Here is a 17,666-nt window from a genome sequence, read left to right as displayed (position 1 = left end):
GATGGAAAAATGAGCGTACAAAATATTGTTGTAATTGGTGCAGGGCAAATGGGATCTGGTATTGCACAAGTATGTGCAATGGCAGGATATAACGTATATATGCAAGATTTAAAGCAGGAGCAATTAGATAGGGGAACAGGCATCATTACGAAAAATTTAAACAGGCAAGTAGAGAAAGGGCGCATGAGTGAAGAAGATAAAGCAGCGACACTGCAGCGATTAACGGTAACATTATCACTTGACTGCGTCAAAGAAGCAGACCTTGTTATTGAGGCAGCTGTAGAAAGAATGGATATTAAAAAGAAAATTTTTGCGAATTTAGATGAGTTAGCGCCAGCGCATACAATATTGGCAACAAATACGTCCTCTTTACCAATTACAGAAATTGCGGCTGTTACGAAACGCCCTGAAAAAGTAATTGGAATGCACTTTATGAATCCGGTTCCTGTTATGAAACTTGTTGAAATTATTCGCGGCTTAGCAACAGAGGACGGAGTATACGAAACAATTGAAACGATTACGAAGGAAATTGGGAAAGTACCAGTTGAAGTGAATGATTTCCCAGGCTTTGTGTCTAACCGCATTTTATTACCGATGATTAATGAAGCGATTTACACATTGTATGAAGGTGTGGCAACGAAAGAAGCGATTGATGAGGTAATGAAGTTAGGTATGAATCATCCGATGGGACCGTTAACATTAGCTGACTTTATCGGTTTAGATACTTGTTTATACATTATGGAAGTACTTCACGAAGGATTAGGTGATAGCAAATACCGCCCATGCCCACTCCTTCGAAAATATGTAAATGCTGGCTGGTTAGGTCGTAAAACGGGCCGCGGCTTCTACGTATATGAGTAATGATATTTTTTTATAAAGTAGTGGTCTTACCAGGTGATGTAATCTTTTCAGAAAACGAGCTGAGGTGAAGGATATGCATTTTCAATTAACAGAAGAACAGCAAATGATGAGAAAAATGGTTCGTGACTTCGCTCAAAAGGAAATCGCTCCCTTTGTTCCAATGATGGAACAAGGGGTGTTTCCTAGCGAAGTGTTAGAAAAAATGGGTGTTCTTGGACTTATGGGAATCCCGATTCCTGCGAAGTATGGCGGAGCAGAAATGGATTTTATTTCTTATATTTTAGCAATCAATGAAATTTCAAAGGTCAGTGCGACGACGGGTGTTATTTTAGCGGTACATACATCTGTTGGCACGAATCCAATTTTATATTTTGGGACGGAAGAGCAAAAGAAAAAGTATGTTCCTAAGCTTGCAACTGGTGAATATTTAGGAGCATTTGCATTAACGGAACCAGGCGCAGGTTCGGATGCGGGCAGCTTAAAGTCTCGCGCAGTAAAGCAAGGCGATCATTATGTAATTAACGGTTCCAAGGTATTCATTACAAACGGTGGCGAAGCTGATACATATATTGTGTTTGCGTCTACAGATTTAGAAGCTGGGACGCGCGGTATCTCGGCATTTATCGTTGAAAAAGATACGCCGGGCTTAATTATTGGGAAAGATGAGCATAAGATGGGGCTGTATGGTTCTCGTACAGTGCAGTTAACCTTTGAAGATATGAAAGTACCAGTAGGAAATTTACTTGGTGAAGAAGGACAGGGCTTTAAAGTTGCGATGTCTAATTTAGATGTTGGACGCATTGGTATTGGGGCACAGGCACTCGGTATTGCTGAAGCGGCGCTAGAATGTGCGGCTGCTTATGCAAAGGAGCGTTATCAATTTGGAAAGCCAATCGCTATGCAGCAAGGTCTTGGTTTCAAATTAGCTGATATGGCAACAAGTGTTGAAGCGGCGCGCCTTTTAGTATATAGAGCAGCTTCGCTAAGAGCGCAAGGATTGCCATGCAGTAAAGAAGCATCAATTGCGAAATTATTTGCGTCTAAAACAGCGGTAGATGTAACGACGGAAGCCATTCAAGTATTTGGTGGTTACGGTTATACAAAAGAATATCCAGTTGAGAGATTTTTCCGCGATGCGAAAATTTGCGAGATTTATGAGGGTACGAGTGAAATTCAACGTTTAGTTATTAGTAGACAGTTATAAGGGGGAGCAAGGGATGCAATTCAAATTGTCAGAAGAACATGAAATGATCCGTAAAATGGTTCGCGACTTTGCAAGAAATGAAGTAGCACCAACAGCTGCTGAGCGTGATGAGGAAGAGCGTTTTGACCGTGCTTTGTTTGATCAAATGGCGGAACTTGGTTTAACGGGTATTCCGTGGCCTGAAGAGTACGGCGGAATTGGAAGCGATTACTTAGCATATGTTATTGCAGTTGAAGAGTTATCGCGCGTATGTGCTTCAACGGGTGTAACGTTATCGGCACATACATCACTTGCGGGGTGGCCAATTTACACATTTGGAACAGAAGAGCAAAAACAAAAATATTTACGCCCGATGGCTGAAGGTAAGAAAATGGGGGCTTACGGTTTGACAGAGCCAGGGTCAGGTTCAGATGCTGGTAGCATGAAAACAACAGCGAAGCGTGATGGGGATTCTTACATTTTAAATGGATCAAAAATCTTTATTACAAATGGCGGTTACGCTGATATTTATGTTGTATTTGCTTTAACAGATTCAGAGTCGAAGCAACGTGGCACAAGTGCATTCATTGTTGAAAGTAACACACCTGGTTTTTCTGTTGGTAAGAAGGAGAGCAAATTAGGGATTCGTTCTTCGCCAACAACAGAGATTATTTTTGAAGATTGCCGAATTCCAGCGGAGAACTTACTTGGCGAAGAAGGGCAAGGGTTTAAAATTGCAATGCAGACGTTAGATGGTGGGCGTAATGGTATTGCCGCGCAAGCTGTTGGGATTGCACAAGGAGCGCTTGATGCGGCTGTTCAATATGCGAAAGATCGTCATCAATTTGGAAAGCCGATTATCGCGCAACAAGGAATTGGTTTCAAACTGGCAGACATGGCAACGGGTGTAGAAGCATCTCGTCTATTAACATATCAAGCAGCTTGGTTAGAGTCGCAAGGTTTACCTTATGGCAAAGAATCTGCGATGTCGAAACTTTTTGCTGGGGATACAGCGATGAAAGTAACGACAGAAGCAGTGCAAGTATTTGGTGGTTACGGTTATACGAAAGATTATCCTGTAGAACGCTTTATGCGTGATGCGAAAATCACACAAATTTACGAAGGAACACAGGAAATTCAGCGTTTAGTTATTTCGAGAATGTTAACGAAGTAAAAGAGAGTGGCGTAGGGGAACCTGCGCTTTTTCTTACACAAGAAAAGAGAGGTGACAAGGATGACCAAACACAACATACAAGCGTCGGTAAAAGATGAAAAGTTGATAGCGCTTCGCCGTGAACAAATGATTAAAGGTGCAGTACAGCTTTTTAAACAAAAAGGCTTTCCACGTACGACAACGAGGGAAATTGCGAAAGCGGCAGGGTTTAGTATTGGCACATTATATGAATATATAAGAACGAAAGATGACGTGTTGTATTTAGTATGTGATAGCATATATGAGCAAGTAAAAGAGAGATTAGAAGAAGTTGTTTATACGGAAAAAGGTAGTATTGATAGCCTAAAGCAGGCAATTACAAATTACTTTAAAGTAATGGACGAGCTTCAAGAAGAAGTTTTAATTATGTATCAAGAAGTACGTTTTCTCCCAAAAGAATCACTTCCGTATGTATTGCAAAAAGAATTTGAAATGGTAGCGATGTTCGAACATATTTTAGAACAATGCGTTGTAAATGGAATATTCGTGTTAACAAAAAAAGAAGTACAACTAGTAGCTCATAATATTTTTATTCAGGGACAAATGTGGGGATTCCGACGCTGGGCACTTCAGAAGATGTATACCCTCGAGGAATATACAGATTTGCAAATTAAATACGTATTAAATGGTGTTCGTAGTATGTAAAAGAAGAGCGAAATAGATGCTCTTGTAGAAGGAAAAAGGAAATCGTTTTGGTTTCCTATTTTTTTGTGGCATATTTATAGTAGTTTTGTTTATAATGAATAGTATGGATTTTTTTTGAACAGGCCTTTATATATAGGATTATATTTTAATGAAAGGAAGTGCCGCATAAGTGAATTTAAAGCAATATTCACCAGAAGAGCTAAAAGAGTTATCCATGATCGAAGTGGTATACAGCTTATTAGAGGATAAGAGACAAGCAACACCATTTCAAGATCTAGTTCAAGAAGTCGCTCAAATGCTGGGACTATCTGAAGAACAAGTTGCTGCAAAGATTGCACAATTTTATACAGACTTAAACATCGACGGGCGCTTCATTAATTTAGGAGAGAATCGTTGGGGACTACGTAGCTGGTATCCATACGAGCAAATTGATGAAGAAATCTTACCTCAAGCAAAACCTAAGAAGAAGCGTAAAGCTGATGAAGATGAGGACTTCGATGACTATGTTGATAGTAGCGAAGAGGAAGAATTCGTTGATGAAGATGAAGATTTCCAAGAAGAAGCTGATGAAGATCTTGATGAATTACTTGAAGATGATGAAGATGATGAAGATGATGAAGATGAAGATGAAGATCTTGATGAGCTAGACGACGAATTCGGCGAAGAAGAACTAGAATACGATGAAACGGAAGAAGAAGAGGAAGAATTCTAATTCTTGACTTTTTATGAGCGTCCATGTAGAATCATTTTTGGGCTCTTTAAAAAAGACGATTATAGTATTTTAGTTTAAATATAAAAGAAAATTGCTCCCTTTTTATTATGTTTTGTAATAAGGGGAGCAATTTTCTTTTTTGTTTTTTGATTAGAAATAAAGTGAAACTTCACTCAGTGGGGGTCCTATAGCCCGTTAATGCGGGATAAAAAAGAGTCTAACAATAAAGACTATAAAAGTGTTATGTACATACGCTGCCATGTGCGGCGGTGATTATATAAGGGTAAAGTAGAAGGGAGTACATTTATGACTAAGTATATTTTCGTAACAGGTGGCGTAGTATCTTCTTTAGGAAAAGGTATTACAGCAGCATCTCTAGGAAGGCTTTTAAAAAATCGTGGGTTAAATGTAACAATTCAGAAGTTTGATCCATATATTAACGTAGATCCAGGAACAATGAGTCCATATCAACATGGTGAAGTATTCGTAACAGATGATGGTGCGGAAACAGACTTAGACCTTGGTCACTACGAGCGTTTCATCGACATTAACTTAAACAAATACAGTAACGTAACAACAGGTAAAATTTACTCTTCAGTTCTTCAAAAAGAGCGTCGTGGTGAATATTTAGGAGGAACAGTTCAAGTTATTCCTCATATTACAAATGAAATTAAAGAACGTGTATTCCGCGCTGGCCGTGAAACAAATGCAGACGTTATTATCACGGAAATTGGTGGAACTGTTGGTGACATCGAGTCTTTACCATTCTTAGAAGCGATTCGTCAAATTAAGAGTGATATTGGTCGCGACAATGTAATGTACATCCACTGTACGTTAATTCCATACTTAAAAGCAGCTGGCGAAATGAAAACAAAGCCAACGCAACATAGTGTAAAAGAATTACGTAGCTTAGGTATTCAGCCAAACATTATCGTTGTTCGTACAGAAATGCCAGTTTCTCAAGATATGAAAGACAAGCTTGCATTATTCTGTGACATCGATCCAAAAGCTGTAATTGAAGCACGTGATGCAGATACGTTATATGCAGTTCCATTAGCTCTTCAAGAGCAAAATATGGACCAAATCGTTTGTGATCACTTAAAACTAGACAACCCAGCAGCAGACATGACAGATTGGACTGCGTTAGTTGACAAGGTACGTAGTCTAACTAAGAAAACAAAAATTGCACTTGTTGGTAAATATGTAGAACTTCAAGATGCATACATTTCTGTTGTAGAAGCACTTCGTCACGCTGGTTACAACTTCGACACAGATGTAGAAGTAAAATGGGTAAATGCTGAGCATGTAACAGCAGAAAACGTAAAAGAAATGGTTGGCGATACAGATGGTATCCTTGTACCAGGTGGTTTCGGTGACCGTGGTGTTGAAGGTAAAATCGCAGCGATTAAGTACGCACGCGAAAATAAAGTACCATTCTTAGGAATTTGCCTAGGTATGCAACTTGCTACAATTGAATTTGCACGTCACGTATTAGGTTTAGAAGGTGCGAACTCTTCTGAGATTAACCCTGATACAAAATATGCAATTATCGACCTATTACCAGAACAAAAAGATGTAGAAGACTTAGGTGGTACACTTCGTCTTGGTTTATATCCATGTAAGCTTACTGCAGAAACAAAAGCATTTAGCGCATACGGCGAAGAAATCGTATATGAGCGTCATCGCCATCGCTATGAGTTCAACAATCAATTCCGTCAAGAGATGGAAAAAGCAGGCTTCTTATTCTCTGGAACAAGCCCTGATGGCCGTTTAGTAGAGATCATTGAGCTTAAAGAACATCCATGGTTCGTAGCGGCTCAGTTCCACCCAGAACTTGTATCTCGTCCGAACCGTCCGCAACCATTGTTCCGTGACTTTGTACAAGCTTCTATCATTAATAAAGAAAGCAAGTAATATAAGAAACAGGTGTCCATATATGGATGCCTGTTTTTGTATTTGTCACACTATAAAAAAATAGCTGGAAAAATAGAATAGCCGAAAAAAAGACAGCTGTAAAGAAAAAAATACATTTTACAGCTGTCTTTATATATATTTCTAAATAGTGAATGAAAAGGTACTCTCAAAAAACGGCCACGTAGAAAAAAGAGCCCTAATCTTACTGGCTCCATGTGTTGAAACATCGCATGAAGCAGAAACAGGCTCTGAACGCTACAAGCCATGGAGTAACGTCCTATCCCACCCTAAAAAAGAGTTTTTAAGTTTTTTAAGGTTTTCCTTCTTATTCATACTCGTTCATAATCTCATCAATTGTAAACTTTAAATTATGGTACGCAAACAGAGCGATCATTAAACTTGGGAATCCGTAACGTGAGCCATCATCATCGGGAATAAGTGCCTTTAACAGTTTTGTATCAATATGTACATCTGTGAATTGCTCAAGGGATTGCTCACCTTCTTGTAAAGCAGAGATACCAACGATAAAGTTACCTTCTTCTTGGAAGTTTTTTGCTAATGAAATGATTTCTTCATCTGTAGAGGAACGGCTAATCAGAAGTACGCGATCTGCTGATGTTACGTTTGCTTTTGCTTCTCCTTCAAAAAGGCGTTTTGCATTTTTTAGTGGCTCAGCCCCGTATAAAGCTTCGCAAACTACACCTTCCATTTCTTTCGTACCGTGTAGATAAATTGTGCCATCACCAATCATTGCTTGGGCAAGTAAGCGAGCGCTATCTTCTATATTTGCTTCTTCGTTTTGGCTAATTCGTGTGAAGTAGCCATTTAACTGTGTAGAAAAGATTTTAAACATAATCATACTCCTTTTATTTTTCGAACAGTAAAGTTGTGCTTATGTAGACAATCATGAATGACCTCCAGCCCATTTCACAAGTAATACAAAAAGGCTCTGACCGTTATTATATATGGCGCAAAGCTTTTATCTACTAGAAAAGGATGGAGTGTAAGTCTTTCTTTATATTATATCTTATTTTGGCTTATCACCATAACTTGTGGTTGATCTTTTGTTATATAAGGAGCGGAGGATAGGGATAGCGAGGGAAGCGCCTACTCGGAGTTTAGTTCCCAATTGATTTGTCACCCGCGACTTTTGGTGATGAAACCTCATTTTAGAAAAAATTAAAAAGTAGGGAGTTGATATAAAGATGGTGTAAAATGTAAAAGAAGAGGGAATAAGAAGGATTTTGATGAAAGATAGCGAAAGTAGAAAAAATAGAGATCTTAATTTTTGTATGACATAGAAAGGTTGAGGAAAATGGACGGCAAAATTTTAATTGTTGATGATCAATATGGTATTCGTGTACTGTTACATGAAGTGTTCCAGAAAGAGGGTTATCAAACATTCCAAGCAGCAAATGGCTTTCAGGCTTTAGACATCGTAAATAAAGACTGTCCAGATTTAGTTGTTTTAGATATGAAAATTCCTGGGATGGATGGAATTGAAATTTTAAAACGTATAAAAGATATTAATAAGGATATTAAAGTTATTTTAATGACTGCGTATGGTGAGCTAGACATGATTCAAGAAGCGAAAGATTTAGGTGCGCTTATGCATTTTGCGAAGCCTTTTGATATTGATGAAGTTCGTAAAGTAGTGCGAAATGAGCTAGCTGTACAGGCATAGTATGAATTTTTTATAAAAAAAATAGAAAAAAGCGTTTTCATATGGAAGAGGTTGGTGGAAGGCGGTTGAGTTTTTGGATACAAGTTGGTATTCTATTGAGTGTAGAAAAGTCCGGTATATGTTTTTAACACATAAATTTCCTTATGTTGGTTAAAATACCAATGACAGGATTTATCGGATACAAAAAACGTTTTTTAGGAGGATTCACCATGCCTTTAGTTTCCATGAAAGAAATGCTAAACAAAGCGCTAGAAGGAAAATATGCAGTTGGTCAATTTAACATGAACAACTTAGAGTGGACGCAAGCAATCCTAGCTGCTGCAGAAGAAGAAAAATCTCCTGTTATTTTAGGAGTATCTGAAGGTGCAGCTCGTTACATGGGCGGCTTCAATACAGTAGTAAGCATGGTTAAAGGTTTAATTCAAGACATGAGCATCACTGTTCCTGTAGCAATTCACCTTGACCACGGTTCTAGCTTCGATAAATGTAAAGAAGCAATCGATGCAGGTTTCACATCTGTAATGATCGACGCTTCTCACCATCCATTTGAAGAGAACATCGAAACTACTAAAAAAGTAGTAGAATATGCACATGCTCGTAACGTATCTGTAGAAGCAGAGCTTGGTACAGTTGGCGGACAAGAAGATGACATAATCGCTGAAGGCGTTATTTATGCTGATCCTCAAGAGTGTAAAGAATTAGTTGCAGCTACAGGTATTGACTGCCTAGCTCCAGCATTAGGTTCTGTACACGGTCCTTACAAAGGTGAGCCAAACTTAGGCTTCGCAGAAATGGAACAAGTTCGTGACCTAACTGGTGTACCATTAGTACTTCACGGTGGTACTGGAATCCCAACAGCTGATATTAAAAAATCTATCTCTTTAGGTACTTCTAAAATCAACGTAAACACTGAAAACCAAATCGAGTTTACAAAAGCGGTTCGTGAAGTATTAAATAAAGACCAAGAAGTTTACGATCCACGTAAATTCATCGGACCTGGTCGTGAAGCGATTAAAGCTACAGTTATCGGTAAAATGCGCGAATTTGGTTCAAACGGTCAAGCGTAAGAATAAAAATTCGTTTAAGAAACCGTCTAGTCTTTTAGGCGGTTTCCTTTCGTTGTATAATGAAAGCGTCAACATTTTACAAAGTTAGACAAAATCTGCGCTTTCCCTATGTAATAAATAATGGTGAAGACTTCATTGGAAGATGTAAATATAGCTTGTTTGAAACAGCTTGGATGTATCCGAAATAAATATTATATAAAAAGAATCTTGTAGTGTTAGCGAATGAGAACATTGTGAATCTCATGCAGCTTTCTTTGCTACGGCAAATGAATAGGATGGGGGACGTATTCACAAGAAGGGAGCTTCAAATGGACAAGTTGTTAATTGAAGGTGGAAGACCTTTGCAAGGGACAATTCGTGTAAGTGGTGCGAAAAATAGTGCGGTTGCTCTTATTCCGGCCACTATTTTAGCGGAAACACCTGTAACAATTGGCGGAGTACCTAATATTTCAGATGTAAAAATATTAGGGGACTTACTTGAAGAAATTGGTGGCACAGTCACATATCATGGAGAGGAAGAGATGACAATCGACCCTTCTAACATGGTTGCAATGCCCCTTCCAAGCGGTAAGGTGAAAAAACTTCGTGCTTCTTATTATTTAATGGGGGCAATGCTTGGGCGTTTTAAGAAAGCTGTTATCGGTTTGCCTGGTGGTTGTCATTTAGGACCAAGACCGATTGATCAACATATTAAAGGGTTTGAGGCACTTGGTGCTCATGTAACAAATGAACAAGGTGCTATTTATTTACGAGCAGATGAATTAAGAGGGGCGCGCATTTATTTAGATGTTGTAAGCGTAGGTGCGACAATTAATATTATGTTGGCAGCTGTACGAGCAAAAGGTAGGACGGTTATTGAAAATGCAGCGAAAGAACCAGAGATTATTGATGTTGCAACATTACTTACAAGTATGGGTGCACGCATTAAAGGTGCGGGAACAGATGTAATTCGTATTGATGGTGTTGAAAGATTACATGGCTGTTATCACTCAATTATTCCTGATCGTATCGAAGCGGGAACGTATATGATTTTAGGGGCGGCTTCTCGCGGGCAGGTGACGGTGGGAAACGTAATTCCTCAACATTTAGAATCTGTAACAGCGAAATTGCGAGAAATGGGTGTAAAGGTCAAGACAGAAGATGATCAAATTACGGTAGACGGAAGTCAAAGTTTAAAAACTGTTGATATAAAAACACTCGTTTACCCAGGATTTCCAACGGACTTACAACAACCGTTCACAACGTTGTTAACACGTGCAAGTGGTACGGGGGTTGTGACTGATACAATTTATGGTGCGCGTTTTAAACATATTGATGAGTTAAGACGTATGAATGCACAAATTAAAGTAGAAGGCCGTTCAGCTATCGTTGGTGGCGCTGTTACGTTGCAAGGGGCAAAAGTAAAAGCGAGTGACTTACGAGCTGGAGCAGCACTGGTGATTGCTGGACTTATGGCTGATGGGATTACAGAAATAACAGGACTTGAACATATTGATCGTGGTTATGAAAATTTAGAAGAGAAATTAAAAGGTCTTGGTGCAAATTTGTGGCGTGAGAAAATGACAGAGCAAGAAATTGAACAAATGAAAAACGTTTAAAACAAACATAGAATATGGCATATAAGTGGCGCTGTATGTCATACACAAAGGGGAGATTCAGGATGGAAAGAAGTTTATCTATGGAGTTAGTACGTGTAACAGAAGCAGCGGCATTATCATCGGCACGTTGGATGGGACGCGGTAAAAAGGATGAGGCAGATGGAGCAGCTACTTCAGCTATGCGTGATGTATTTGATACGGTACCAATGAAAGGTACTGTTGTAATTGGTGAAGGGGAAATGGATGAAGCACCGATGTTATATATTGGTGAAAAGCTTGGAACAGGTTATGGTCCACGTGTTGATGTAGCGGTTGATCCATTAGAAGGAACAAATATCGTTGCAGCTGGCGGATGGAATGCACTTGCTATTATTGCAGTAGCGGACCATGGAAACTTATTACATGCACCAGATATGTACATGGATAAAATCGCAGTTGGACCAGAAGCTGTCGGTGTAGTTGATATTGAAGCACCGGTAATCGATAATTTACGTGCTGTTGCAAAGGCGAAGAATAAAGATATTGAAGATGTAGTTGCAACGATTTTAAATAGACCACGTCATGAAAAAATTATTGAAGAAATTCGTAAAGCTGGTGCACGTATTAAATTAATTAACGATGGCGATGTAGCGGGTGCGATTAATACAGCATTCGATCGTACGGGCGTTGACATTTTATTTGGCTCTGGTGGTGCACCAGAAGGTGTATTAGCAGCTGTTGCGTTAAAATGCTTAGGTGGGGAAATTCAAGGTAAGCTTCTTCCTCAAAATGAAGCAGAGCTAGCACGTTGCACAAAAATGGGTATTCAAGATGTAAATCGTATTCTTCGTATGGAAGATTTAGTGAGGGGCGATGATGCGATTTTTGCGGCAACAGGTGTAACAGATGGTGAACTTCTTCGTGGTGTTCAATTTAAAGGTAGTGTAGGGACAACTCATTCACTTGTTATGCGTGCGAAGTCTGGTACGGTTCGCTTCGTGGATGGACGTCATAGTTTAAATAAAAAACCGAATTTGGTGATTAAATAGTAGGTCTTATTAAAAGAGCAAATGGGAATTTTTCTCGTTTTGCTCTTTTATTTGTGCTACAACGTATTGATTAAAACTAGATAAAAAGGTTACAATAGTTAATATTACCCTACTTGAATTTATTGCCTTTCATTTATTATTTGCCTTCCTAAAATCACCCTACCCATGTGAAAAAGAGAATAATTTAAAGTGTGGTGTCTGAATGAATTTGTCAATTGCAGCATTGGAAAATTTGAAATTAAAGGAATTATATGAGCTAGCGAAAGAATTTAAGATTTCTTATTATAGTAAATTAACGAAAAAAGAGTTGATTTTTGCAATCTTAAAAGCGCGAGCGGAGAAAGAAGGATTCTTCTTTATGGAAGGTGTACTAGAAATCATTCAATCGGAAGGTTTCGGATTTTTACGTCCGATTAACTATTCTCCGAGCTCTGAAGATATTTATATTTCAGCTTCGCAAATCCGTCGTTTCGATTTGCGTAACGGAGATAAAGTTTCTGGTAAAGTAAGACCTCCAAAGGAAAATGAGCGTTATTTCGGATTACTGCAAGTAGAAGCGGTAAATGGAGATGATCCAGAATCGGCAAAAGAGCGTGTACATTTCCCAGCGTTAACACCGTTATATCCAGACCGTCAGATGAAATTGGAAACGGAACCAAAGAAATTATCAACACGTATTATGGACTTAATTGCACCAGTTGGATTTGGACAACGTGGTTTAATCGTTGCGCCGCCAAAAGCAGGTAAAACAATTTTGTTAAAAGAAATTGCACATAGTATTACAACAAATCATCCAGAGGCAGAGCTTATTGTACTGTTAATCGATGAGCGACCAGAGGAAGTAACGGATATTGAACGTTCTGTAAAAGGGGACGTTGTAAGTTCTACTTTCGATGAGGTGCCAGAAAATCATATTAAGGTTGCTGAACTTGTACTAGAACGTGCAATGCGCCTTGTTGAGCATAAAAAAGATGTTGTAATCTTAATGGATAGTATTACTCGTTTAGCACGTGCTTATAACCTTGTTATTCCGCCAAGTGGACGTACGTTATCAGGTGGTATTGACCCTGCGGCATTCCATCGTCCAAAGCGTTTCTTCGGGGCAGCCCGTAACATTGAGGAAGGCGGAAGTTTAACAATTTTAGCAACAGCTCTTGTTGATACAGGTTCACGTATGGACGATGTAATTTATGAAGAGTTTAAAGGAACAGGAAATATGGAGCTTCACTTAGATCGTTCGTTAGCTGAGCGTCGTATTTTCCCAGCGATTGATATTCGCCGCTCTGGTACACGTAAAGAAGATTTATTAATTCCGAAAGAGCATTTAGACAAGCTATGGGGAATTCGTAAAACGATGCGTGATACGCCAGACTTTGTGGAAAGTTTCTTACGTAAGCTTCGTCAAACAAAGACGAATGAAGAGTTTATGGAAAGTATCGCTGCTGATACAAAAAGGTATGTAACAACAAAGGCATAAGTTTAAAAATAAATTTTTGTTATGCTAAAAACAGGTAGTTGCAAAATGAGGATAGCCTTGTTATAATTTCCTCATGTGTGTTTCATCATTATAGTTGTATACGCAGCTAAAGATGAAAAAACTCTGTTTCGAAAATGATTCAGGGCGGAAGGAGATGAAAAGAATGAAAGCAGGAATCCACCCAGATTACAAGAAAGTTGTATTCATGGATACGAACACAGGCTTCAAGTTCTTAAGCGGATCTACTAAAGGTTCTAACGAAACTATCGAGTGGGAAGATGGAAACACTTATCCATTATTAAAAGTTGAGATCAGTTCTGACTCTCACCCATTCTACACAGGACGTCAGAAGTTTGCTACTGCAGACGGACGTGTTGACCGCTTCAACAAGAAATACGGTCTTAAGTAATAACAAACATAAAACAGGCAAGTGCATTTATTCGCTTGTCTGTTTTTTTTTCGATAATATGAATTTGTACTTAACTTATTTAAGAAAAAGTAGACGAAAGGAGGAGCTCTCGTGTACTTAGTGAATAGACATGGATGGATTGAAGTGATTTGTGGAAGTATGTTTTCCGGAAAATCAGAGGAGCTCATCCGACGTGTACGTCGTACGCAATTTGCAAAACAAAGTGCAATTGTATTTAAGCCAGCTGTTGATGATCGTTATAGTGAAGAAGATGTTGTATCACATAATGGTTTGAAAGTTAAAGGTATTCCGGTTCAGGCTTCGAAAGATATTTTGAACCATGTGACAGACGATGTTGATGTAATTGCAATTGATGAGGTTCAGTTTTTTGATGAGGACATTGTGGAAGTGGTGCAAGGGTTAGCAAACCGTGGCTATCGCGTAATTGTAGCAGGTTTAGACCAAGATTTCCGCGGTCTACCATTTGGACAAGTTCCTCAGCTAATGGCAATTGCAGAACATGTTACGAAATTACAGGCGGTATGTGCAGAATGCGGATCACCAGCAAGTCGTACACAACGCTTAATTGACGGAAGACCAGCTTCTTTTGACGACCCAATTATTTTAGTTGGGGCATCAGAGTCATATGAACCACGCTGCCGTCATTGTCACGCTATGCCGAAAAAGCAAAATTAAAGTGAAACTCGCTGGATAAGGCGAGTTTTTTTGAGGATGTATGGAAGAGTTTTCATATGTAAATAGTGAGGCGCTTCCGCTTTAAAAATAATAATTTGCGTTTTTTTTATTTTGTACCATATACTATTCATATTAGATTATAGGATGTTGAGGTGACTGATTTGTTAGATCGTTTGCAAGCTGTAGAGAATCGTTATGAGAAGTTAAATGAGCTTTTGAGTGATCCTGAGATTGTAAGTAATCCGAATAAGCTTCGTGAGTATTCAAAGGAGCAATCTGATATTCAAGAGACGGTGGAAGTATATCGTGAATATAAAGATGTTCGTGAGCAACTGCAAGATGCAAAAGCAATGCTAGAAGATAAGTTAGATGCTGATATGCGTGAAATGGTGAAGGAAGAAGTTTCTGAGCTAGAAGGACAAGAAAAGGAATTAGCTGAGCGCTTAAAAATCTTACTTGTACCAAAAGATCCAAACGATGATAAGAACGTTATCGTTGAGATTCGCGGAGCTGCTGGTGGAGATGAAGCAGCTTTATTCGCTGGTGACTTATACCGTATGTATAGCCGTTACGCAGAGGTGCAAGGGTGGAAATCAGAGGTTATCGAAGCAAGCTATACAGAGCTTGGTGGATATAAAGAAATTATCTTCATGATTAATGGTAAAGGTGCGTATGCGAAGTTGAAGTTTGAAAACGGCGCACACCGTGTACAACGTGTACCAGAAACTGAGTCTGGTGGCCGTATTCATACATCTACAGCGACTGTAGCTGTATTACCAGAGGCAGAGGAAGTAGAAATTGATATTCACGAGAAAGATATCCGTGTTGATACGTTCGCTTCTAGTGGTCCTGGTGGACAAAGTGTTAATACAACAATGTCAGCGGTACGTTTAACTCATTTACCGACTGGTGTAGTTGTATCATGTCAGGATGAAAAGTCTCAAATTAAGAACAAAGAAAAAGCAATGAAAGTATTACGTGCACGTATTTACGATAAATTCCAACAAGAAGCGCGAGCAGAATATGATCAAAACCGTAAGCAAGCTGTAGGTACAGGTGATCGTTCTGAGCGTATTCGTACGTACAACTTCCCGCAAAACCGTATTACGGATCACCGTATTGGTTTAACGATTCAAAAACTTGATCAAATTTTACAAGGTAAGTTAGATGACTTCATCAATGCTTTAGTAATGGAAGATCAAGCGAAGCGTATGGAGGCAGCTGAGTAATGCGCCTATATGAAGCCCTAAAATGGGCTTCTTCTTTTTTACGTGAAAATGGACGAGATGAAAATGCGGGAGAACTGGTTCTTTGTCACGTATTAAATACGAACCGAACAGGCTTAATGATGAATATGCGTGAAGAGTTAACGAAAGAGCAAGAAGAAATGTTTCGTAGTTTCGTTCAACAACATGTTGCTGGGCAACCTGTTCAATATTTAATTGGGCATGAAATGTTTTACGGACGTTCGTTTTTTGTAAATGAAGAAGTGTTAATTCCAAGACCAGAAACAGAAGAGCTTGTATTAGGTGTGTTAAACCGAATTCAAAATAAGTTTGGTGATAAACCTTTACATGTAGCAGATATTGGAACAGGTAGTGGCGCGATTTCAATTACGCTATCACTAGAAAATAAAAATCTGCATGTATACACAGTTGATATTGCAAAGGAATCCATTGAAGTGGCGAAGAAAAATGCGGAAACGTTAGGTGCAAGTGTGACGTTTTATCATGGTGATTTACTATCACCGTTTTATGAAACGGATCAAAAATTAGATGTTGTCGTTTCTAACCCACCATATATTCCAGAAGAAGATTGGCGTGGTCTTTCGGAAGTTGTGAAAGAGCACGAACCGAAGCGTGCGCTTGTTGGTGGAGACGATGGTCTCGATTTTTATCGCCGTTTTATGGATGAATTGCCAAATGTTTTGCAAAAAGAAGCAATCGTCGCTTTTGAAGTTGGAGTTGGACAAGGGGAAGATGTAAAAGTCTTGCTAGAGCAAACTTTCCCGCATGCAAAGGTAGAAGTTGTATTTGATATTAATGGCAAAGACCGTATGGTATTTGCCGAAATGTAAAAGAGGAGGAAACTCCTCTTTTTTTGTATGCATATTGAATAAAGAAGTGTCAGAAAAGGCCCTGACCGTTACTACACATGGACAGCTGCTCTCTTCCAACCAAAAAAGAAAAGGTTTTTCTCTTTTAAATCTTTTTCTCTAGATTCCCAATTTACTAGTTTAGAAATCATCTAAGTTGTCCACACTGTTTTACTGAAGGGACGGTGGGGAAAATGAAAAAGAAAGTGATTACATATTTCCTTATTTTATTAATCGGTGCACAAGTACTTGGGCATTTTGAATATATGAAAGCTGATGCGAAAGGTCCTTTAGTAATTCCGGATGAAGCAATTCGGTTACGTATTTTAGCAAACAGTGATTCTAAGGAAGATCAAGAGTTAAAGCGGAAAGTACGCGATGAGGTGAAGGCACAAATAGACGGATGGGTAGAAGATTTAAAGTCATTTGAAGAAGCGAAAGAGGTTATTAAAAATCGTTTGCCGGAGCTTGAAGAAACAGTTGCAAATACATTGAAAAGTGAAGGGAGCAAAGAACCATTCCAAGTGAAGTTCAGCAAGCATGTTAAATTTCCAACAAAAATGTATGGGAATTTCATCTATCCCGCAGGTGAGTATGAAGCAGTGCTGATTACAATTGGGGAGGGGGAAGGTGCGAACTGGTGGTGCGTATTATTTCCTCCAATGTGTTTTGTAGATTTTTCAAGTGGGACAGCTGTTAAAGCAAAGGGGCGTTCTGAGGAAGTACCAAAAGAAGAAGTAGATGAAGAAAAACAGGAAACTATAGAAGAAGAGAAAGTGAACTTAAACGAGCTTGAGGAAAAGGTTGTGGTGAATGAGCAGCAGGTAAAGAGAGTGTTAACAAAAGAAGAAGAGACTGTAGAAGAAACGGTAAAGAAAGAAGATGAGGAGGTAAAAGACGAACAAGATAAGGAAGAAAAAGAAGATGAGGAGATAAAAGACAAACAAGATAAGAAAGAAAAAATTGAGGTGGAGGAGGAAGAGGACACAGAAGTGAAACTATTTGTAGTAGAAGCTTTCTCATCACTTTTTTCAAAATAAGTTCTAAAAAGGAATCCCTTCTCATATGTAACAATATGAGGAGG

General features: G+C 38.9%; 17 protein-coding genes. 16 read left to right on the top strand and 1 reads right to left on the bottom strand.

The window, feature by feature from the left end:
• The first annotated feature begins 9 nt into the window (after window positions 1–9).
• From BAMA_RS01460 to BAMA_RS01435, 6 genes are all read left to right on the top strand, one after another.
• Window positions 10–861 (top strand): 3-hydroxybutyryl-CoA dehydrogenase, encoded by an 852-nt coding sequence (locus BAMA_RS01460; protein ID WP_034635440.1) that lies wholly within the window; start codon window positions 10–12, stop codon window positions 859–861.
• Between the two features lie 73 nt (window positions 862–934).
• On the top strand, window positions 935–2,065 hold the full coding sequence (locus tag BAMA_RS01455) for an acyl-CoA dehydrogenase (protein WP_034635438.1): 1,131 nt from the start codon (window positions 935–937) through the stop codon (window positions 2,063–2,065).
• A gap of 13 nt (window positions 2,066–2,078) precedes the next feature.
• Complete coding sequence (locus BAMA_RS01450; RefSeq protein WP_034635437.1) at window positions 2,079–3,218, top strand: acyl-CoA dehydrogenase; 1,140 nt, start codon at window positions 2,079–2,081, stop codon at window positions 3,216–3,218.
• A 60-nt stretch (window positions 3,219–3,278) separates the two neighbouring features.
• A complete protein-coding gene (locus tag BAMA_RS01445; RefSeq protein ID WP_034635436.1) occupies window positions 3,279–3,902 on the top strand; it encodes a TetR/AcrR family transcriptional regulator in 624 nt (207 codons plus the stop codon).
• A gap of 169 nt (window positions 3,903–4,071) precedes the next feature.
• Entirely contained in the window at window positions 4,072–4,614 is a 543-nt protein-coding gene (rpoE, locus tag BAMA_RS01440) for a DNA-directed RNA polymerase subunit delta (RefSeq protein WP_034635433.1), read from the top strand.
• 306 nt (window positions 4,615–4,920) lie between these two features.
• Complete coding sequence (locus BAMA_RS01435) at window positions 4,921–6,528, top strand: CTP synthase (protein WP_034635429.1); 1,608 nt, start codon at window positions 4,921–4,923, stop codon at window positions 6,526–6,528.
• A 325-nt stretch (window positions 6,529–6,853) separates the two neighbouring features.
• Here BAMA_RS01435 and BAMA_RS01430 read toward each other — a convergent pair whose 3' ends face one another.
• Window positions 6,854–7,381 (bottom strand): DUF2529 domain-containing protein, encoded by a 528-nt coding sequence (locus BAMA_RS01430; RefSeq protein ID WP_034635427.1) that lies wholly within the window; start codon window positions 7,379–7,381, stop codon window positions 6,854–6,856.
• A 462-nt stretch (window positions 7,382–7,843) separates the two neighbouring features.
• On the opposite strand from BAMA_RS01430, the gene BAMA_RS01425 reads away from it, so the two are divergent.
• The 10 genes from BAMA_RS01425 (at window position 7,844) to spoIIR (ending at window position 17,622) form a co-directional block, all read left to right on the top strand.
• The gene (locus BAMA_RS01425) at window positions 7,844–8,212 is read left to right on the top strand and encodes a response regulator (protein ID WP_034635424.1); all 369 of its coding nucleotides are present in this window, start codon (window positions 7,844–7,846) and stop codon (window positions 8,210–8,212) included.
• 209 nt (window positions 8,213–8,421) lie between these two features.
• Complete coding sequence (locus BAMA_RS01420) at window positions 8,422–9,279, top strand: class II fructose-bisphosphate aldolase (RefSeq protein ID WP_034635420.1); 858 nt, start codon at window positions 8,422–8,424, stop codon at window positions 9,277–9,279.
• Between the two features lie 308 nt (window positions 9,280–9,587).
• A complete protein-coding gene (locus tag BAMA_RS01415; protein ID WP_034635418.1) occupies window positions 9,588–10,877 on the top strand; it encodes a UDP-N-acetylglucosamine 1-carboxyvinyltransferase in 1,290 nt (429 codons plus the stop codon).
• Between the two features lie 62 nt (window positions 10,878–10,939).
• A complete protein-coding gene (gene glpX / locus BAMA_RS01410) occupies window positions 10,940–11,905 on the top strand; it encodes a class II fructose-bisphosphatase (RefSeq protein WP_034635417.1) in 966 nt (321 codons plus the stop codon).
• A 202-nt stretch (window positions 11,906–12,107) separates the two neighbouring features.
• Window positions 12,108–13,382 carry a transcription termination factor Rho gene (gene rho, locus BAMA_RS01405; RefSeq protein ID WP_034635414.1) on the top strand — a complete coding sequence of 425 codons (1,275 nt, stop codon included), beginning with the start codon at window positions 12,108–12,110 and terminating at the stop codon, window positions 13,380–13,382.
• A gap of 163 nt (window positions 13,383–13,545) precedes the next feature.
• A complete protein-coding gene (locus tag BAMA_RS01400) occupies window positions 13,546–13,791 on the top strand; it encodes a type B 50S ribosomal protein L31 (RefSeq protein ID WP_034635411.1) in 246 nt (81 codons plus the stop codon).
• A gap of 111 nt (window positions 13,792–13,902) precedes the next feature.
• Window positions 13,903–14,487, top strand: coding sequence for a thymidine kinase (locus BAMA_RS01395; RefSeq protein WP_034635409.1), 585 nt, complete (start codon window positions 13,903–13,905; stop codon window positions 14,485–14,487).
• 161 nt (window positions 14,488–14,648) lie between these two features.
• Complete coding sequence (gene prfA, locus BAMA_RS01390) at window positions 14,649–15,716, top strand: peptide chain release factor 1 (RefSeq protein ID WP_034635406.1); 1,068 nt, start codon at window positions 14,649–14,651, stop codon at window positions 15,714–15,716.
• Window positions 15,716–16,564 carry a peptide chain release factor N(5)-glutamine methyltransferase gene (prmC, locus tag BAMA_RS01385; RefSeq protein WP_034635404.1) on the top strand — a complete coding sequence of 283 codons (849 nt, stop codon included), beginning with the start codon at window positions 15,716–15,718 and terminating at the stop codon, window positions 16,562–16,564. The genes prfA and prmC overlap by 1 nt, the downstream gene beginning before the upstream one ends.
• A 212-nt stretch (window positions 16,565–16,776) precedes the next feature.
• Window positions 16,777–17,622, top strand: coding sequence for a stage II sporulation protein R (gene spoIIR, locus BAMA_RS01380; RefSeq protein ID WP_034635401.1), 846 nt, complete (start codon window positions 16,777–16,779; stop codon window positions 17,620–17,622).
• Window positions 17,623–17,666 lie beyond the last annotated feature (44 nt).

The organism is Bacillus manliponensis, from assembly GCF_000712595.1.
Lineage (GTDB): Bacteria > Bacillota > Bacilli > Bacillales > Bacillaceae_G > Bacillus_A > Bacillus_A manliponensis.
The sequence above is the reverse complement of the archived record's forward strand: the minus strand, read 5'-3'. Positions and strand labels throughout refer to the sequence as shown.